This is a genomic window from Mesorhizobium sp. M0514, assembly GCF_040321145.1.
Classification (GTDB): domain Bacteria; phylum Pseudomonadota; class Alphaproteobacteria; order Rhizobiales; family Rhizobiaceae; genus Mesorhizobium.
Map to the genome: position 1 here is coordinate 75,896 of NZ_JAMYQZ010000002.1, position 18,466 is coordinate 94,361.

Consider the following 18,466-nt stretch of genomic DNA (forward strand, 5'->3'; position numbering starts at 1 on the left):
GATCTGTTGCGACGCAATCTCAATGGGTTAGCTTGAGCGTTTCACCGTTTCGCAGAAACGGCGAGCCGATCCATTTCTTTGCTTTGACGCTATTCCCCAGGAAAGCACCATGCTCTTTTGCGGAAAAACTGCAGAGATCAGACATCATTCAAGCAAGAAATTTGCAGATGTCATTCCATCGAAGAACGAGGGGAATTCATTGAAGAAAGCAATCTCTGTTGCCGTTGTCTTGTTGATATTGGCTGTGCTTTCAGCCGTGGGGTATGTCTGGCAAAAACACGGCGTGTATGGGCTCAATGCACTTCTTCGCCGCGGCGGAAGCTACTGGATCGCCGTTGCACCCGACGATGCGCGTCTCTCGCCTGCCATGCAGCTTGCGTTGAAATCGGAAATTCCTGATGTGACCGCTGGAGCCAGCTCATGGAATGAAACCGAGCCTGGATTCCAGGTCAGAGAAATCCCCGTCATGGCGGGCGACCGTGAAATTGACCGGCTCTATCTCAACCGTTTCGATCCAGCCAAATTCCGTTTCGTTGCCCGTAACGAGCCCAGTGGTGCCAAGGACATCGACCAGTGGGAAGCGGCACTCAATCCACAAGGCGCAGGCGGCACCGTTCTGATCGTCAATGGCAGTTATTTCGGACTGAAGGGCGAAGCCGACACGCCCTTTGTCAGCATGGGTGCGAGGCTCGGGCCGGATGAATACGATGCGAAGGCCGGCGCCTGGTTCGTGAATGCCTCCGGCACGCATGTGGTCGATCTCAATTCACGTGACTGGCGCGCAGTCACGGAGAATGCCGAAAACGCTATGGTTTCCTATCCATTGCTTGTCGGTGAGGACGGCCGCAACAATGTACGCGCCAAGAGCAACTGGTTGGCCAACCGCACCTTTATCGCGGAAGATCGTCAGGGCTGGATCATCGTCGGTTCGACCAAGGACGCTTTCTTCTCGCTGGACCGGCTAGCAAACTTCCTGTTGCAGACCGACCTCGATCTCAAGACGGCGCTAAACCTCGATGGCGGGCCTGTTGCCTGCCTCAGCGTCCGCTCCGGGAACTACCGGTTGAAACACTATGCCAAGTGGGAAGCCCAGGTCGCGGATGGCGACGTCTCACTGCTTCAAGCACCGCTAGATGTGCCCTGGGGATTGCCTGTTGTTCTCACGGTGGAGCCGCAGGTAGCAGATCCTGCCCTTGGCAGGGTGGGTCAAAGTACTCCCTATTCCGTAGCTGAAACCGGATGGCATATTCAACCTTGGCCGCTCATGTTCACGCAATCTGACCCGGAATACCCTACGATTTCGGCGCCAGAATTCGCTTTCTGGCTCATATTCGTCGTCAACATGATTGTGATCGGCGCGGCGTTCTCGCGTCAAAAAACATTTTCCGTCTCAAATGGTTGCCGCATGTCATCACATTCGTCTGGCTTGCTTGCTCACCTATTTTGCTAGCCTTTTTAGCTTTGCCGGAGATGTCCCCTGGTGAGAGCCCCGGCCCTGGGGACGGCTTCATTCTTTTGCCAGTTGTCGGAGAGGTAGCAGTGTGTCTGTTGGGGTATGTCTTGGTCGGCGTCGCACATGCTTTTTCGAAGTTAATCTCGCTTATCAGGCGCTGAACGCCACCAGCCCTTCGTCCTTGACGCGGCGGATGGTCAGCGCGGTGCGCACCGTGTCGACATTCGGCGCCGAAGCCAGTTCTTCGATGACGAAGGTCTGGAAGGTGCCGAGATCACTCGCCACGCAATGCAGCAGGAAGTCGGATTCGCCCGAGACCATCCAGGCGTCGCGCACGATCGGCCAGCCGCGAGTGCGCTCGGCGAAAGCTTTGAGCTCCGCGTCGGCTTGGTGATGCAGGCCGATCAGGCAGAAGGCGACGACATCCATGCCGAGCGCCGGCGCGTTGAGCAAGGCGCGATAGCCTCTGATGATGCCGGTTTCCTCCAGCCGCCGGACACGGCGCAGGCAGGGCGGGGCGGAAATGCCGACACGGCTCGACAGTTCGACATTGGTCATGCGCCCGTCGGCCTGAAGCTCGCGCAGAATCTTCCAGTCGATGGCATCGAGGTCGGCTTTCAGGGGCATGGCGGTCTCGGCTTAGCGCAAGAATCTTTCGCGCTCTCGTCCTTAAACGACTTTTGTGTCGATGCCAGCCCTTTGGTCGGGCGATTTCGCAACCGTAACGAAAGCGGCCATTGCGCGAATAAGCCTGTAGGCCGAAGCTTTCCGGGGACGACGGCCTGATCGTCTTGCTGGTGTGGTTGGCAACCCTTACATTACCAGCAACATTTCACGTCGTTTTCCAAGGCACACTCGATTGTCTGCCCCGCAGAGGCTTTAGATGACCACCAAGCACGCGCCTGTCCTTATCATCGGTTCCGGCCCGGCCGGCTATACGGCGGCGGTCTACGCCGCGCGCGCCATGCTGAAGCCGATGCTCGTCGCCGGCCTGCAGCAGGGCGGCCAGCTGATGATCACCACCGATGTCGAAAACTATCCGGGCTTCGCCGATCCGATCCAGGGCCCGTGGCTGATGGAGCAGATGCTGAAGCAGGCCGAGCATGTCGGCACTGACATCGTCAACGACATCATCACCGAGGTCGACCTCAATGTGCGGCCGTTCCGCGCCACGGGCGATTCCGGCACCACCTACACGGCCGATGCGCTGATCATCGCCACCGGTGCGCAGGCGAAGTGGCTGGGCATCCCCACCGAACAAACCTTCATGGGCTTCGGCGTGTCGGCCTGCGCCACCTGCGATGGTTTTTTCTATCGCGGCAAGGATGTCGCTGTCATCGGCGGCGGCAATTCGGCGGTGGAGGAGGCGCTCTATCTCTCCAATCTGGCGAAGAGCGTGACCGTCATCCACCGGCGCAACGATTTCCGCGCCGAGCGCATCCTGCGTGAGCGGCTGTTGAAAAAGGACAATGTCCGAGTCATCTGGGACACGATCGTCGACGAGATCACCGGCCGGCCCGGCAAGACGCCGCTGCCGCCTTCGGTCGAAGGGCTGAAGCTCAGAAATGCGATGACCGGCGAGGTCAGCCATCTCCAGGTGGACGGCGTGTTCGTGGCGATCGGCCATGCGCCGGCGGTGGAATTGTTTGTCGGCAAGCTGAAGCAGAAGCCGAACGGCTATCTGTGGACGGCGCCGAATTCGACCCGCACCGATGTGCCCGGCGTGTTCGCCGCCGGTGACGTGACCGACGATATCTACCGTCAGGCGGTGACCGCCGCCGGGCTCGGCTGCATGGCCGCGCTCGAGGCGGAAAAATACCTGGCCGGCATCGAGGTGCACCGCGAAGCGGCGGAATAAAATCTATCAAGACGGCGTCGCAAGCCGTTCAAAAGCCTGATTTTTCATTCAGACGCCAAAAACAGAACGAGGGGAACTCAATGGCGTTGGACTGGGACAAGCTTCGCGTGTTTCACGCAGCGGCGGAGGCTGGGTCGTTTACCCATGCCGCCGAGACTTTGCACCTGTCGCAATCGGCGATTTCACGCCAGGTCAGCGCGCTCGAACATGATGTCGGGGTGCCGCTGTTCAATCGCCATGCCCGCGGCCTGGTGCTGACCGAGCAGGGCGAAATGCTGTTCCGCACGGCGCATGACGTGCTGATGAAGCTGGAGACCATCAAGTCGAAGCTGACCGAGGCCAAGGACCGTCCCTCAGGCGTGCTGAGGGTAACGACCACGGTCGGGCTCGGCGCCGGCTGGCTGACCGAGCGGGTGCAGGAATTCATCGAGCTCTATCCGGAAATCAGCCTGCAGCTGATCCTGGCCAATGAGGAACTCGACCTCACCATGCGCCAGGCCGACTGCGCGATACGGCTGCGCCAGCCGCAGCAGCCCGACCTTATCCAGCGCCGCCTGTTCACCGTGCATTTCCACCTCTATGCCTCGCCGTCCTATGTCGGCAAGCACGGCAAGCCGACCTCGGTCGCCGATCTGAAGAACCATCGCATCGTCACTTTCGGTGTGCCGGTGCCGTCGCATCTGTCGGAGCTGAACTGGCTGGAAACGATCGGCGATTTCGACGGTGGGCAAAGGGTGCCGACGCTGCAGATCAACGACATCTTGTCGATCAAGCGCGCCGTGCAGGGCGGCGCCGGCATCGCCATGCTGCCCGACTACGTGATCTCCAAGGAATCGGATTTGGTGCAGCTTTTGCCGGAGACCGAGGTGCCGTCCTTCGACACCTATTTCGCCTATCCCGATGCAATGAAGAACCAGGCCAAGCTGCACGTCTTCCGCGACTTCATCATCGCCAAAGCGCGCAGCTGGTCATTTTAAACATGCCCTTGGGAGGTGCTGGTCACCCCCGCCAAGGCGTCAGCCGTGGCAGCCAGCCGGGAACATTGCGGCGGTAGGTCTCGTATTCGCCACCGTAGCGGCGGGCGAGAGTCGGCTCCTCATAGAACCTGACGAAAGAGCCCATGACGATCGCGCCGATGGCGGCATAGGCAGCGACGCTCCAGCTTGAAAACAGCAACGCCTGGCCGAGGATGATCGACAGCACGGCGACGTACATCGGGTTGCGGACATGGCGGTAGACGCCGCCGATCACCAGTCTCTCGGTGGGTGCTACAGGCGCCGGCGTGCCCATGCCTTCGAGCGCGAAGCGGGCAAAGGAATGGACGAGCAGGGCGATGGCCGCGACGATTAGGATGGAGCCAGCCGGCACGAAGCCGGGCACCGTCGACAGCGGCAGACGGTAGCGGTCCGTCAGCAGCCAGGGCACCAGCCCGGCCACGACACAAGGTGCGGCGATGAAGAAGACCGCGCTGCCGGCGATCGCCTGGGGTGTCCGCATGTCAGGTCTCCCTTCTTCCGGCCGACCCTTCCCATCCCGCTGCCGCAAAAATAAACGCCTGCTGCCCGATTCAACGTCATTCGGCTTTTTGCCCGCGAGCGCGAGAATCAGCCCGACTTGCGGTTCTGCGAAGGCAACCGCACGGTCGCGCCATTCATTTGGCAACTTTTCGTGGTCCTATGGCCCCTAGACATGGGTTAGACCACAGCCTGTACCTTTTTGCATGCGTGTGTTGCAAAATAGATGCTTGTTTCTTGGGCATGAACAGCACATATATAGATCATCTCCTGGGCGCGTTCTCCTCCCATTAGCGCCCTCGAGTGTTCCCCTCTGGAGGTTAGCCTTAACAGGCACTTCCAATCAAACTCAGCCGGATCTTCATTGATCCGGCTTTTTTGTTTCCGGGCCTGCCGTAGCCAGCGAAAAATCGAGCAAAATCGCCGCGTAACAGTGACATGTAACCTCAGGTAACATGCCGCAGGCGCGATTCATCGTTTAAGCAGATCATAGGACGCGGTGTGGTTCGACCGGGAGATGGGGGCATCACTCGGAAGATCCGGGCTCAGGCGGCTACCGCGTCCGAACCTATTCGTCTGTCAGTGCCGCATGGCGCGGCGGATACGTGCGGCGGACCTGCCGTTTTCCTCCCAAGAAGACGGTCCGCAATAAGAGCGGCGTCCGGGTCATCCGGGCGCCGTTTTTTGTGCGGATCATCCTTCGGCCTGTCAGGCAGCCTTGCCGTTGGCGTTCATCGCCTCGTCGGCCAACCGACCGGTCAGCTCGGCCATGTGATCGAAGGCGCAACGATAGCTGGCGACGCCGGAGGTCGCCGAGCGCAGTTCGATGATCAGGTCGCCGATCTCGGCCTGCGGCATGGTCGCCTCCACGACATCCCATCCCGGCCAGTCAGGCCGCGCGTCGTAGCCAAGGATCTGGCCGCGCCGTTGCGGGATCAGCGCGATGATCTTCGAAGTGGCTTCGGACGGCGTGACGATCTCGACCTTCATGACCGGCTCGAGCAGCACCGGCGAGCAGGCCGCCATGCCTTCCTTCATGGCCAGCTTGGCCGCCATCTGGAAAGCCATGTCGGAGGAATCGACGGCGTGGTAGGAGCCGTCGGAGAGGTTGACGGCGACATCGACGACAGGGAAGCCGAGCGGGCCGGATTTCAGATAATCGCGCACGCCGGTTTCGACCGACTGGATGTAGGTCTTGGGCACGACGCCGCCGGTGATGGTGTCCGAGAACTGAAAGCCGGAGCCGCGCGGCAGCGGCTTGATCTCGATCACCACATCGCCGAACTGGCCATGGCCGCCGGACTGCTTCTTGTGGCGGCCGCGCTGCTGCACCGTCTTTCGGATCGTCTCGCGATAGGGGACGGCAGGCGCATGGCCTTCGACCGGAATCTGATTCTTGCCTTCCAGCCGCTCGCGCACGACCCGCAGATGCATCTCGCCATGGCCGGACAGCACGGTCTCGGCCGAGTCCTGGTTGTGGCGCAAGGTGAGCGAGGGATCTTCCTCGGCCAGGCGCTGGATGGCCGCCGACATTTTGACCTCGTCCTTGCGCTCCTTCGGCCGTAGCGCAAAGGCAAAGACCGGCTGCGGCGGCGTAAGCGTGACCAGCGGCTTGATACCGCCCTTCGTGGAACTCAACGTCTGGCCGGTCTTGACCTCGTCCAGCTTGCCCAACGCCACCGTGTCGCCGGCCTTGGCAGCGGTGAGCTTGGACTGGTCCTTGCCGAGCATCTTGTAGATGCCGGAGACCTTCGCCGTCTCGCCATTCGACAAATAGAGTTCGGCTGCATCGGCGATCTGGCCGGAGAGTACGCGCGACACGGACAGCTTGCCGCCATGCGCGGTGTGGATGGTCTTCATCACCTGGACCACGGTGTGATTGCCGTCGGGGACGCCGAGCCGTTTGCGCGTCGCCTCGACATCCGGTGCGTCATGGCGGATCGCCTTCAAAAGGCGCAGCACGCCGTTGCCTTTTTCGGCCGTGCCGATAAGCACCGGCGTTATGGCGCCGGCGCGCAGGTCGGCGGACAGATCGTCGAAGACCGCGTCTTTCGGCGGCTCGATCTCCTCCAGCAACTGCTCCATCAACTGGTCGTCATGGTCGGCAAGCGTCTCCAGCATGGAGAAGCGAGCCTCCAGTTCGCGCGCCTTGTCGTCAGTTGGAATTTCGGCAACCTGGCTTTCGGCATATTCGCGGTAGATGTAGGCGCGCTCTAGCGCCAGGTCGATGGAACCGATCACCACATTGTCCTTGCGCAGCGGAATCTGGCGCAGCAACAGCGGCGCCGCGCTCGTCGGCTGCAGCATCTTCAGCGTATCGCGTACGCCGGCGATTGCCTTGTCGACCTTGTTGAGGAACAGGATGCGCGGCACGCCGAGATCGTCGAGCTTGCGCATGATGAGCTGCAAGGCTGGGATCTTCTTCTCGTCGGCCTCGGCGACGACCACCGCGAGATCGCAGGCTGCCAGCACCGGCTCGGCCTCGAAGGAGAATTCGATCGATCCGGGACAGTCGACGAAGGTGATCTGCTCGCCCATGAATTCGGTGGTGGCAAAGGTCGCCTCGACGCTCATGGCGTGCGCCCGCGCCTCGGGCGAATGATCGGAAACGGTGCTTCCCGATGAAACGGGATTTTGGCGGGGGATGGCGCCCGTACGGGCGAGGATGGCTTCGAGAAGTGTCGTCTTACCGCTTGCAAAGGGACCGACTATGGCAATGCATTTCGGTCCCGTGCGTCGTCCTCCGGCGCGAGTACCCATGGCTGACCTCCACTCAGGCTTGGCCCTTGGAGTGCGATCAGCAAAAGTGGAAACGGTTTTGCGCCGATCGCACCCTGTCGTGAGCGGCGGCCGGCCTGTTCGACCGTCGCGGGGCGGGGTTGTTTCTCTTAGCCACCTGCCCAAGCCCATCGTCCCACGGGTTAGCCGGCAGGGCAAGGAAAATAGGAATCCGGTGCGCCGTCAGGCGGCCGAGGCAAGACCCCGGGATCAGAACCGTCCGGCGATTTCAGCTTGCCTGGGTGCGGCGCGTGGGCGTGGCGGCTGCACTCTGCTTCACCACCATCTCGGCGTAGCGCGACAGCAACGGGTTGAACAGGTCTGGGCGTTCCCAGAACGGTGCATGGCCGGCGCCTGATATGACATGGCATTGTTCCCACAGCAAGCCATAGGCCACCGTCTCGAAGTAACTCAGCCGCACCAGCGGATCATGCTCTCCATTGATCACCGCAACCGGGAACGGGGCGTGCTCGACCACCTGTTTCTGGTCGGCGCCCTTGCCGGCAAACATGCTGCGCGCCACGCCGGCGCGAAGCCTGCCGTCGGTGCGCCTTATGGCTTCGCGGAAAGACGGACTGGCGGTATCGCCGAAGCAAAGCGCCTCGAAGCGCTCGATGTCGCGTTCGGAGTAGACCTTCTTGGAGGCCAGCAGCATGTCCCAGTTGGCGTGAAAGCCGCGCAGCATGCCAAGCGGCCCCCGCGACACCGGCGGCGCTCCGGTCAGCACCAGGCCGCTGACCGCATGGTGAAAGCTGGCCAGTTCGACCGCCACATGGCCGCCGAGCGACCAGCCGAAGATGATGGCGTGGCCGATGCCCAAAGCGTCGAGAAGCCGGGCTGTGGTCTGGGCAAGGCCGGTAATCGTATAGGCGGTCGCCGGGTCGCGGGCATCGGAGGACTCGCCGTGGCCGGGAAGGTCGAAGGCGATCAGCCGATGGCCGTCGGCAAGCGGGCTATCGAACTGACGGGCAAACACGGCGCGCGAACTGCCCGACCCATGGATCATGACGATGGGCATGCCGGACCCAGACGACTGGCTGAGGCGCAAGTCGGCCTGCGGCGTGCGGATGGTGCGGTGAGTGATGCTCATGCTGGATTAGACCTTGAGATTTGCCTGACCGCCAACATCGCATCGCTGGCTCTATATGTTCTTTAAACATGTGGTTAAGAAAGGATTTCTAAAGAGATAGCCGGCACGATCGCTGGCTCCATGGCAATCACGCGCGGAATCCCGACAATGGAACCAGTCCTCGATCTTCTTGTCTCGATCTGCAGCATCGCGATGCTTGGCCAATATGTCTGGTCGATGCGGGCGCATTTCCAATCGCAGGCGATGTCTCCAGGCGCCATGGTGATTTCGGCGGCGGTCATCGCCACGGCGCTGTTCTTTCTCGCCACCCTTTGGATCCAATCGCAGCCGGGTTCGGCAAAGCTCACCGGACTTGCCGTCGAACTGGCGAGCTCTGCCCTGTTCTGGTGGGCGATCGTCACGTCGCGCAAGGTGCGGCTGCGCTTCGTCTTCGCACCCGACGATCCGCACAGCCTGCTGACCCACGGCCCCTACGGCCATGTCCGCCACCCCTTCTATACGTCCTACATCGTCTTCTGGATCGGCTGGGGGATCGCGACCTGGTCGGTCTGGGCGTTGGTGCCGGTCGCCGGGATCGCTATCCTCTATGTGTTTGCGGCGCTGGACGAAGAGAAGAAATTTTCGCGCACGCCGCTGGCCGGAGCCTACGCGGACTATCGCGTACGTGCCGGCCTGTTCTGGCCTCGGCTGGGGTGGTAGCGAGCACCGGGGCAGGGTAGGTTCTACTGAACTCAGGGGTCACCAGAGATGAAGATCATTGCCTGCGGCAGCGTGCCGACCATCATCGCACCGGAGAAGTATTTCACCGGCCGCGTGCTGCAGACGCCCATCATCGAGAAGGAAGCGCCGGCGCGGCTGCGGGCCACGCTGGTCAGCTTCGAGCCTGGCGCGCGTACCCACTGGCACACGCATCCGCTCGGCCAAACGCTCTATGTCACGTCGGGCGCCGGCCTTGCGCAGACATGGGGCGGGCCGATCCAGGAGATCAAGGCGGGCGACGTGATCTCGTTCGAGCCGGGCGAGAAGCACTGGCACGGCGCGGGTCCAAAGACGACAATGACCCACGTCGCCATGCAGGAAGCGCTGGACGGCGTCCACGCAGATTGGATGGAAGCGGTCACCAGCGAGCAGTATGGCGGCTGAGGTCTGCTCCTGACAAAAACCCGGCTCGAAGCCGGGTTTCATGTCTCGGTGCGGCCAGTTCAGGTCAGCGATGCCGTGAACCGCTGGATGCGCGTGCAGGCTTCCTCCAGCAGCGTCTCCGACGTGGCGTAGGAGATGCGGAAGTTGGGGCCGAGGCCGAAGGCCGAGCCGAACACCACCGCGACACCCTCGCCTTCGAGCAATTCGGAGCAGAAAGTCTCGTCAGTGTCGATTATCTTGCCGGCCTTGGTCTTCTTGCCAATCAGCTGGGCGCAGGACGGGTAGACATAGAAGGCGCCTTCCGGCGACGGGCAGGTTATGCCACGCGCCTGGTTGAGCATCGACACGACGAGGTCGCGACGGCCCTGAAAGATCGCCTTGTTCCTGGCGACGAAATCCTGCGGGCCGTTGAGCGCCTCGACCGAGGCCCATTGCGCGATGGTGCAGGCGCCCGAGGTCTGCTGGCCCTGGATCATGTCCATCGCCTTGATCAGCTGGACGGGACCCGCGGCATAGCCGATGCGCCAGCCGGTCATGGCGTAGGCTTTCGAGACGCCGTTCATGGTCAGCGTGCGCTCGTAGAGTTTCGGCTCGACCTCGGCGATCGTCCTGAAGACGAAGTCGCCATAGGTCAGGTGTTCGTACATGTCGTCGGTCAGTGTCCAGACATGCGGATGCTTCAAGAGCACGTCGGCCAGCGCGCGCAGCTCGGCTTCCGTGTATGCGGCGCCGGACGGGTTCGACGGCGAGTTCATCAACAGCCATTTGGTCTTCGGCGTGATCGCCTTTTCCAGCACGGCGGGAGTGAGCTTGAAACCATTGTCGATCGAAGTATCGGCGAACACCGAGGTGCCGCCGCAGATCGCCACCATTTCGGGATAGCTGACCCAATAGGGGCGGGGGATGATGACCTCGTCGCCTGGGTTCAGCGTCGCCATGAAGGCGTTGAACAGGATCTGCTTGCCGCCGGTGCCGACAATGGTCTGCTCGGGCTTGTAGTCGAGATTGTTCTCGCGCTTGAATTTTTTCGCGATCGCCTCACGCAGCGGCGCGATGCCCGAAACCGGCGGGTATTTGGTCTCGCCGCGGCGGATCGCCTCGATCGCCGCATTCTTGATGTTGTCGGGCGTGTCGAAATCCGGTTCGCCAGCGCCGAGGCCGATAATGTCACGGCCGGCATTTTTCAGCTCGCGGGCTTTCTGCGTCACCGCGATGGTGGCGGAAGGCTTTACGCGGGCAAGGGCGTCGGCAAGAAAGGCCATGACCAGATATCTCCAGAGGGGTCGGCGCAACCGCAAACAGCTGCGGCGCTTCTCATGTCGCATCGACCCGGCAAGTGCAAGCATTGTCGGATGAGCCAGGGCTCAAGGACCTGTGAAGATGCCTTTTTGCAGCGCGTGCATGACGGTTTCACTCTGCGTTGCGGGCTCTGCAATCGACGGCTTATCCCCGGCAAGACTAAATTCATCAACGGCCGCTAAAACCTTTGACGGCAGGATCGCCAGCCATTTCGCCTGTCTCGCGGAGCGAGGGACCCTTGTCGCGCAGCACCGGGCTTGCCCACATCATCCGTCACGATGACGGCACCGCTTCAGGTGTCTGGGGTCCCTACACGCTGCAGAGCGCCTTTCAGCCGATCTTCGCCTTCAAGGACGGCAAGCTCTCGATCGCAGCGTTCGAGGGGCTGATCCGGCCGTTTCGTGACGGCGAGCCGCAATCGCCGATGAACTTCTTCCGCACCTGTCCGGCCGGCGACCGCCTGCATATCGAGGCGCTGACGCGCACGCTGCATTTGCTCAATGCCGGCGCCTGCCTGCCGCAAGAGGCTTCGATCTTCGTCAATTTCGATCCGTCGGTGTTTACCGAGCGCTCCATCGCCGACAACGCGTTGCGCGACATGCGGCTGGTGCTGCACGACGCCGGGATCGATCCGCGCCGCATCGTGTGCGAGGTGACCGAGCAGAAGTCGGCGTCGCAGGAAACGCTCTACAGCTTTGTCGAGGCGCTGCGGGCCAATGGCTTTCGCATTGCCGTCGACGATTACGGCGCCGATGAATCCGACATCAACCGCATCAAGGAGCTCAAGCCCGACATCGTCAAATTCGATGCGCACTGGATCACGCAGCTCATGGAATCCGGCGCCGGCTTTGCCCTCTTGACTGCCATGGTGACGAACTTCGAACTACAGGGCATCCGCACGGTGTTTGAAGGCATCGAGGAAGGCTGGCAGCTTGAATTGGCCGAGAAATCCGGCGCATCGATGGTGCAGGGCTTCGTGCTGGCGAAGCCGGAACTGGCGCCGACCAGCTTTCGCGCTTTCGGCAAGGATGGGCAGCCATCTGTCGCGGCGGCCGAGCCTGGCAAGACGCCTGCCGGCCCGACTGCAGCGCCTCCGGCGCGGCCGGGCAGGGTGTTCGGGCGCAGGACCGGGCCATGACCGGGCAGCGCGAGAGGCGTCGCGATATCGGCGAAGCGATCTTTGCCGACGAGGTCGGCATCGAATACGGCGTCTACGGCGCGTTCCGGCTGAAGAGCGCCTACCAGCCGATCTTTGCGCCACGCGGTGGCGCGTTGGCCGCGGTTGCCGTCGAGGCGCTGATCGAACCGCAGCGCGCTTCCATGCCGGTTGCACCGGCCATGTTCTTCGACAGTGTTGCGCCGGGCGACCGCCTGTTTGTCGAGACGATGTGCCGGATGCTGCATCTGAAAAACTTCCGCAACATCGGCGTCGACGGGCTCGACCTGTTCTTCAATTACAACCCGATGATCAACGATCATCTCGGGCGGGCGCTGGCCGAGATCCGGCTGATGACGCGGCATCTCGGCGATCTCGACCTGCATGCCGCCATGCTGGTCTGCGAGATCACCGAACAGGCGGCCGACGATAATGTGCTGGCCCCGCTGGTGCGAGAGATGCGGCGCCACGGCATCCGCATCGCCATCGACGATTTCGGCACCGGCCACTCGACCGCGGAGCGGATGAGCCTACTCCAGCCGGATATCGTGAAGATCGACGGCGGCTGGTTCGCCGAATTCTGCCGCCACGCTGCCGCCGAGCGCTTCTTCCGGCCGCTCGTCTCGTCGCTGCACGATCGCGGCGCCAAGGTGCTGGTGGAAGGCATCGAGCAATCCGTGCATCTGCGCGTCGCGCTGGATGGCGGCGTCGACCTGCTACAGGGGTTCCATCTCGGCCGCCCGGCGCTGGCCGGCACGATCTTCAACCGGGAGCCGCTGTCGATCGAGGCGCTGCTTGGCGCCGACAACAAGGTGGTGCCGCTGCATCTGCGGCGCTGATTTGTGCTCGCGCTTGCCGCCGCTTCGCGGCTCGTTCCGGACCGGACGCCAACGGGCGCGATGCCCGGTTGGGCTTGCGGCCTTCGGCCGTAGCGCGCATTCAAAGAGGGCGAACTCGGCCCGCGTGAAGTTCAGCCAAAGCCTGCTCGGCAAACTTATCCAGCCGGCCAGCCTTGGCGTCCGCCTGGATCTGCATATCCCACACCTCTGCCTGATACGCTGCGAACCATTTGGTAAAGGCCTTTGGTTCTTTGGTGTTCAGGGCTGCGATGGATCTTTCAATCTGTTCGAGCTTGGTCATGGGGCGAAACTAGCATGGCCATCGTCCAATTCCAGACAAACAAAAAGGCGGGATAAATCCCGCCTTCCCATTTTCGGTAGCCTGATCGGAGCTTTAAGTCCGGGCCGGCAGCTATCTGCTGATCCAGCTTGTCGGGTCTTTCTGCTCCAGCGCGCTTCTCGCGCGACCGTCAGTACATCCGTGACTTGCCGCGCGCCCCGAACTCTCGTCCGGCGCGCGCTATCGCAAAATCAGGCTGCCTTGCTCAGAGAACCAGCGGACGACTTGCCTGTGCGGCGGTCCTGCTCGATCTCGAAGTTGATTTTCTGGCCTTCGACCAGGGTCGACAGTCCAGCGCGCTCGACAGCGGAGATGTGAACGAAAACGTCCGCACCGCCCGAATCAGGCTGAATGAAGCCGAAGCCCTTGGTGGCATTGAACCACTTGACCGTACCAGTTGCCATATGAATAGTCCTCGCATTTGCTTTGGTTTGACCGAACCGAGGTTCAGCCGGTTTGTATCGAGATTTTGGAGATAGACGTCAGCAAACGCGAAGATCGCGAGGCCCGGATCGATCGGCCGAAATATCAATGGAGCTGATATAGGCGGGTTTCGCACCAAAAACAAGATGGCTCGAAAAATGGCGTTGCGGTGGCGCCGCCCAAAGGCCGCCCCAATCGCATGAAAGCGTCGAGCAATCGGGAAGATCGGGACGCCCGACGGCGTTAGTCCGGTTTTGGGAGACTGTCATGAAAACGGTTGTGAAAACCATTCTGCTTGCCGCCTGCCTGACGCTGGCGGCCGCCGAGGCGCAGGCGATCTCGCGCTACGACCCCACTCGTATGAGCTGCGACAGGGTGCAAGGCACGATCGCGCGCCAGGGCGCGGTCATCCTGCGCTATCAGTCCAGGCGTGTGCCGGGGCTGCCGCTCTTCGACCGCTATGTTCAGAGCCAGCAATTCTGCAATGTCGGCGAGGTCAGAAAGCGCGCCTATGTGCCGAGCGCCGATACCGAATCCTGCCCGGTCTATCTCTGCAAGCGGATCGAGAACGACCATTTTCACCGCCGCTTCCTGCGCCGTCATTAGGCATATTGATATTCAAGTGAGGCCGGTCTTCTGCGCGTCCGGTGCCCACGTACATTAAGTACGCTCCGCTCCGGTTCTCGAAGACCATAGTTCTCGGTGCGGCCTGACCTGAATCTCAACATACCCAGCCGGCATACCATTCAAGCTCTTAGAACCCGAACGAGACCTGCGCCGCCGGCGGCGGGCCGACGCGCACGCCTTCCATGGCCAGCATCTTTTCCTTGGTGGCCGAGCCGCCGGGCGCCGAGAAGCCGCCGATCTTGCCGCCCGCGGCTAGTATCCGATGGCAGGGGATGACCAGCGGCACCGGGTTGGCGCCCAGCGCTGCCCCGGTTTCGCGCGGCAGGCCGGCTTGGCCGGCGCGCTTGGCCAGTTCGCCATAGGTGGTGGTTTCGCCGTAATGCAGTTTTCGCGCCGCGTCGTAGATGGCGAGACGGAAGTCGTCGACGCCGTCGAGATCGACCGGCACACCGGAGAAATCGACGTCCTCGCCTGAGGCATAGGCCTTGATCGAGGCGGTGAGCTCGACCACCCATTGCGGCTGCCCAATGTTCGCAGTCGTATTGGCGGCAACACCGGCATGCCGCATCAGCCGGCGTTCCACTGCTTCGCGGCTCCTTTCGGGCAGGCAGAGCCGGATCAGGCCCTTTTCGCTCCAGGCGATGCCCATGAAGCCGATCACTGTTTCTAACACTGCGTGGCCGGCTGTGATCGAAGATGCCGTTTCCATGATGCGCTCCTTTCCGCAAAGTGGCGAAAACCGGGATGCCGACCGGTACATATGCAGAACAATATGGCATCTGAGCCCGGCTCTCGCCACCCGAAAACCACCAGATGGTCCCGATTGCCCACCAGGAATCGCTGGTGTAAGGACTTCTTAACAACCGACAAATCGGACCCGCGCGGCTTGCCAGCAAAGTTCAACCTTATCGCGATCTCTGTGATCGTCGGCGCAGCTGCCCTCAGCGGCTGCCAATCGACCTCGCAGATGAAGGCCACGCCTGCGCTGACCGAAACCGCGACCGCCGCCGGCAGCGATGCCGGCTTCACCTTGCCGCTGCCCGATACGGTTTCGGTGCTACCGCAATCCTCGGGCCTAACACCCGTTCAGTCGGCCGAAGCGACGCCGGCCACGCCAGCGCTCGATGCCGCTGCGCAGCCGGTTGCCGCGACGGCGGCCTTTGCCGGCGCGACGCCCACGGCCCCGGCCGTGCCCGCGGTCTTGGCCGCCAATGCTTGGCAGGCGCCTGCGCCCGCCAACGCTGGACAGCCGGTCGCGGCGCAATATAAGACCGCCGGCCTTGTCATGCCGGCGACCGCCAAGGGCGGCCAGAACGCCATGCCCGGCGTGCAGCAGGTAGCCTATGTCGTGCCGCAGAACCCGGCTTCCTTGGGCCAGTTCCCCGCCGCGCCGCTCGGTCTCCCGGAAGAAGAGCATGCGACCGGCATGCGCGGCGATGTCGACCGGCTGATCCAGAAATACGCTGCTCTCTACGAGGTGCCGGTCGATCTGGTGCGCCACGTCGTCAATCGCGAAAGCACCTACAATCCCAAGGCTTACAATAACGGCCATTGGGGCCTGATGCAGATCAAGCACGCGACGGCGCGCGGCATGGGCTTTGACGGGCCGGCCAAGGGCTTGTTCGACGCCGAAACCAATCTGAAATACGCTGTCAAATATCTGCGTGGCGCCTGGCTGGTGGCGGGTGGCAACGCCAAGAAGGCCGATTGGCTCTACCAGACCGGCTATTATTTCGACGCCAAGCGCAAAGGCCTGCTCGAGGCGACCGGCCTCGGTGTCGACCGCAAGCGCCGCCGGCTGCAGCCCGACGCCTGAGCACGATGCCTGAACCGCGCCCGCCGGCTCCAAACGACATCCGGCTGCGCAAGATCCTCGACGAGACGCTCGTTGCACCGCACTGGCCGGACGGCTTTACCATGCGCTGCTTCGAACATGGTGACGCGCAGCCCTTGCATGCGCTTTTGAGCGAGGTGTTCGACGACGGCACCGACGGCCCATTCGACGAATGGTGGCCGCGCATATCCAGCGATGCCGAATTCGACCCGGCGCTGTGTTTCCTGGTCATCGACGCCAAGGGACGGCTGGCGGCGGCAGCGCTGTGCTGGACGAGGGCTTTCGTCAAGGACCTCGCGGTCCATCCCGAAGCGCGCGGCAAAGGAATTGGCGAAGCGCTGATGTGGCAGGCTTTCAACGCCTTTCGCGATCGAGGCGCGGCCCATGTCGACCTCAAGACCAACACGGTCGAGAACGCCGCCGCGCTCCGGCTCTACGAGCGGCTGGGAATGATGCCTGTCGCATGGGAAGGGTAAGGGCTTTTTTCTTGCCGCAATTCCCTGGGGAAAACGCTACGCGCTTTCACGGGAAAACCGGTTCCCACCTTTCCTGGAATTGCTCGAGCGCTGTTGAAATCCTTCGGATTGTGAACTGCTTCACATTGGCCGCTGCAACCGGATGCTAACTCACCATCCATGCCTTTCGACCGATGGCGGATCGACGACTGGCAGATGTGGAGGGGCTGCACCGGCATGTGTTCAGCCACTCCTTGGCGGGTCCCAGGCGGGGGTTTGGGGCCCGCCAGTCGTTTTACGGCAGCCCTCAGATATCGGGCGCATTGCCGATCTTGTTTTTGAGCTCAAGCGCCCAGGCGCGGCCCTCGTCGCCGCCCCACAGCAGCCAGGCGATATGGCCGGCCGATGGATTGTCTTCATTGCCGTAGTTCTTGCCGCGCTTGTCGACCTCGTGGCGGGCGAAATAGCTGACCATGCGGCGGATGGTGGATGGCGCCAGCTTTTCGCGGTTCTTGAGTTCCGTCGCCCGCGCCACGCCGATCTCGGTGCCGCCCCGGCCGAATTCTCTTCGCAGCCTCAACCCCCTGGCGGCATTGTCGGCTACCACTTGCGGGCAGCGCAGATCGATCTCTTCATCCTCTTGCATGTGTCTCCCCAGCACCGGAAACCTAACCTGCAGACGCAATACAGGGAAGTGCAACTGGCTCCACATGCCGCGCCGTCCATCGGGACCAGGATCCGCGCGCCATCGGCATCTGCGAGATCCTGTGGAACCTTATGGATTTCACGTCTGAGGGTCGGCCGAACTGGAACGAACAGCTGCATATGGCGAGGCGTGCTGTCCGCCAGGGGCGCGGGACGGCCCTTCGGCAGATGATCGCTGACGAATAGTTCTCCGGACGCAACCCTGCCGCCAATGCCGCGTTTGACTAGCCGAGGGAAATTTTCAAAATCGGAGACCTCAGATGAAAACGCTTCTCACCATTGCCGCCGTCGCCTTGTTCGCCGGTGCCCCTGCCGCCCTTGCGGCCAACTCGACCGCGGTCGCGCCTGCCATGGCCGCCAGCAAGGTCGATACCCCAACCTTCGTCAAGACGGTGCCTAGCTCCAACGAATTCGAAATCCAGTCGAGCAAGCTCGCCGAGGAGAAATCCAAGGCGGCTGACGTCAGGAAATTCGCCAAGCAGATGGTCAAGGACCACACCAAAGCCGGCAAGGAGTTCAAGGCGGCGCTGAGCCAGGGCCAGACCACCGGTTCGACCAAAGCCGCGGGGCCGGCCCTGCAGCCGAAGGAGCAGGCAATGCTCGACGAGTTGAAGAGCGCAAGCGGCAAGGATTTTGACGCCAAGTACATCCAGATGCAGACGGACGCGCACAAGGAGGCCGTAGCCCTTTTCAGCAGCTATGCCAACTCGGGCGACGACCCGGCGATGAAGGAATTCGCCAAGAAGACGCTGCCGACGCTGCAGATGCACGAGAAGCACGTGAAGGAACTCGCGGCCGCGCATCAGGGTTGAGGGTTGGTGACTGGCCAGCAATAGCATTCTACGGCGCCCCCCTCTGTCCTGCCGGACATCTCCCCCACGAGTGGGGAGATCAGCAGCGTCGGCGCCGTGCTTTTCTAGCGACGGTGAAAATTGGCGAAGGCTGAGGCGAC

The 18,466-nt window shown here is 62.2% G+C and carries 20 protein-coding genes; 11 read left to right on the forward strand and 9 right to left on the reverse strand.

Going from position 1 to position 18,466, the window contains the following annotated elements:
• Positions 1–109: 109 nt before the first annotated feature.
• Positions 110–1,450, forward strand: coding sequence for a phosphodiester glycosidase family protein (locus NKI61_RS01260; RefSeq protein WP_352838688.1), 1,341 nt, complete (start codon positions 110–112; stop codon positions 1,448–1,450).
• Positions 1,451–1,603: 153 nt separating this feature from the next.
• On the opposite strand, the gene NKI61_RS01265 is transcribed toward NKI61_RS01260, so the two are convergent.
• Positions 1,604–2,080 (reverse strand): Lrp/AsnC family transcriptional regulator, encoded by a 477-nt coding sequence (locus NKI61_RS01265; RefSeq protein WP_023689719.1) that lies wholly within the window; start codon positions 2,078–2,080, stop codon positions 1,604–1,606.
• A gap of 256 nt (positions 2,081–2,336) precedes the next feature.
• Between NKI61_RS01265 and trxB the strand changes: the two genes are divergently transcribed.
• Positions 2,337–3,311: a thioredoxin-disulfide reductase gene (trxB, locus tag NKI61_RS01270; protein WP_023671971.1), complete on the forward strand. Its 975-nt coding sequence runs from the start codon at positions 2,337–2,339 to the stop codon at positions 3,309–3,311.
• Between the two features lie 80 nt (positions 3,312–3,391).
• Positions 3,392–4,288 carry a LysR family transcriptional regulator gene (locus tag NKI61_RS01275; protein ID WP_023671970.1) on the forward strand — a complete coding sequence of 299 codons (897 nt, stop codon included), beginning with the start codon at positions 3,392–3,394 and terminating at the stop codon, positions 4,286–4,288.
• A 22-nt stretch (positions 4,289–4,310) separates the two neighbouring features.
• On the opposite strand, the gene NKI61_RS01280 is transcribed toward NKI61_RS01275, so the two are convergent.
• The 3 genes from NKI61_RS01280 to NKI61_RS01290 form a co-directional block, all read right to left on the reverse strand.
• Positions 4,311–4,808, reverse strand: coding sequence for a methyltransferase family protein (locus NKI61_RS01280; RefSeq protein ID WP_023671969.1), 498 nt, complete (start codon positions 4,806–4,808; stop codon positions 4,311–4,313).
• A 725-nt stretch (positions 4,809–5,533) separates the two neighbouring features.
• Entirely contained in the window at positions 5,534–7,585 is a 2,052-nt protein-coding gene (locus tag NKI61_RS01285; protein ID WP_023683761.1) for an elongation factor G, read from the reverse strand.
• Between the two features lie 247 nt (positions 7,586–7,832).
• Positions 7,833–8,693 carry an alpha/beta fold hydrolase gene (locus NKI61_RS01290; protein ID WP_023671967.1) on the reverse strand — a complete coding sequence of 287 codons (861 nt, stop codon included), beginning with the start codon at positions 8,691–8,693 and terminating at the stop codon, positions 7,833–7,835.
• 147 nt (positions 8,694–8,840) lie between these two features.
• Between NKI61_RS01290 and NKI61_RS01295 the strand changes: the two genes are divergently transcribed.
• Together NKI61_RS01295 and NKI61_RS01300 are read left to right on the forward strand one after the other, a co-directional pair.
• Entirely contained in the window at positions 8,841–9,392 is a 552-nt protein-coding gene (locus tag NKI61_RS01295) for a methyltransferase family protein (RefSeq protein ID WP_023683763.1), read from the forward strand.
• Between the two features lie 48 nt (positions 9,393–9,440).
• A complete protein-coding gene (locus NKI61_RS01300; protein WP_023683764.1) occupies positions 9,441–9,836 on the forward strand; it encodes a (R)-mandelonitrile lyase in 396 nt (131 codons plus the stop codon).
• A gap of 59 nt (positions 9,837–9,895) precedes the next feature.
• On the opposite strand, the gene NKI61_RS01305 is transcribed toward NKI61_RS01300, so the two are convergent.
• Complete coding sequence (locus tag NKI61_RS01305; RefSeq protein ID WP_023683765.1) at positions 9,896–11,098, reverse strand: pyridoxal phosphate-dependent aminotransferase; 1,203 nt, start codon at positions 11,096–11,098, stop codon at positions 9,896–9,898.
• A 275-nt stretch (positions 11,099–11,373) separates the two neighbouring features.
• On the opposite strand from NKI61_RS01305, the gene NKI61_RS01310 reads away from it, so the two are divergent.
• Entirely contained in the window at positions 11,374–12,273 is a 900-nt protein-coding gene (locus tag NKI61_RS01310) for an EAL domain-containing protein (RefSeq protein ID WP_352838689.1), read from the forward strand.
• Positions 12,270–13,130: an EAL domain-containing protein gene (locus NKI61_RS01315; RefSeq protein ID WP_023689726.1), complete on the forward strand. Its 861-nt coding sequence runs from the start codon at positions 12,270–12,272 to the stop codon at positions 13,128–13,130. Before NKI61_RS01310 ends, NKI61_RS01315 begins: the two co-directional genes overlap by 4 nt.
• A gap of 100 nt (positions 13,131–13,230) precedes the next feature.
• On the opposite strand, the gene NKI61_RS01320 is transcribed toward NKI61_RS01315, so the two are convergent.
• Positions 13,231–13,431: a hypothetical protein gene (locus tag NKI61_RS01320; RefSeq protein ID WP_352810813.1), complete on the reverse strand. Its 201-nt coding sequence runs from the start codon at positions 13,429–13,431 to the stop codon at positions 13,231–13,233.
• Between the two features lie 230 nt (positions 13,432–13,661).
• Positions 13,662–13,874 (reverse strand): cold-shock protein, encoded by a 213-nt coding sequence (locus NKI61_RS01325; protein WP_015316174.1) that lies wholly within the window; start codon positions 13,872–13,874, stop codon positions 13,662–13,664.
• 298 nt (positions 13,875–14,172) lie between these two features.
• Here NKI61_RS01325 and NKI61_RS01330 point away from each other — a divergent pair, with 298 nt between their 5' ends.
• A complete protein-coding gene (locus NKI61_RS01330) occupies positions 14,173–14,499 on the forward strand; it encodes a hypothetical protein (protein WP_023689728.1) in 327 nt (108 codons plus the stop codon).
• A 148-nt stretch (positions 14,500–14,647) separates the two neighbouring features.
• Here NKI61_RS01330 and NKI61_RS01335 read toward each other — a convergent pair whose 3' ends face one another.
• Positions 14,648–15,229 carry a methylated-DNA--[protein]-cysteine S-methyltransferase gene (locus tag NKI61_RS01335; protein ID WP_352838690.1) on the reverse strand — a complete coding sequence of 194 codons (582 nt, stop codon included), beginning with the start codon at positions 15,227–15,229 and terminating at the stop codon, positions 14,648–14,650.
• A 177-nt stretch (positions 15,230–15,406) separates the two neighbouring features.
• Between NKI61_RS01335 and NKI61_RS01340 the strand changes: the two genes are divergently transcribed.
• Together NKI61_RS01340 and NKI61_RS01345 are read left to right on the forward strand one after the other, a co-directional pair.
• A complete protein-coding gene (locus tag NKI61_RS01340; RefSeq protein WP_023741102.1) occupies positions 15,407–16,336 on the forward strand; it encodes a lytic transglycosylase domain-containing protein in 930 nt (309 codons plus the stop codon).
• A gap of 5 nt (positions 16,337–16,341) precedes the next feature.
• Positions 16,342–16,830 (forward strand): GNAT family N-acetyltransferase, encoded by a 489-nt coding sequence (locus NKI61_RS01345; RefSeq protein ID WP_023741103.1) that lies wholly within the window; start codon positions 16,342–16,344, stop codon positions 16,828–16,830.
• Between the two features lie 286 nt (positions 16,831–17,116).
• Here the strand turns inward: NKI61_RS01345 and NKI61_RS01350 are convergent, their stop codons facing one another.
• Positions 17,117–17,455 carry a hypothetical protein gene (locus NKI61_RS01350; RefSeq protein ID WP_352838691.1) on the reverse strand — a complete coding sequence of 113 codons (339 nt, stop codon included), beginning with the start codon at positions 17,453–17,455 and terminating at the stop codon, positions 17,117–17,119.
• 319 nt (positions 17,456–17,774) lie between these two features.
• On the opposite strand from NKI61_RS01350, the gene NKI61_RS01355 reads away from it, so the two are divergent.
• On the forward strand, positions 17,775–18,326 hold the full coding sequence (locus NKI61_RS01355; RefSeq protein ID WP_023821931.1) for a DUF4142 domain-containing protein: 552 nt from the start codon (positions 17,775–17,777) through the stop codon (positions 18,324–18,326).
• The last annotated feature ends 140 nt before the right edge of the window (positions 18,327–18,466 follow it).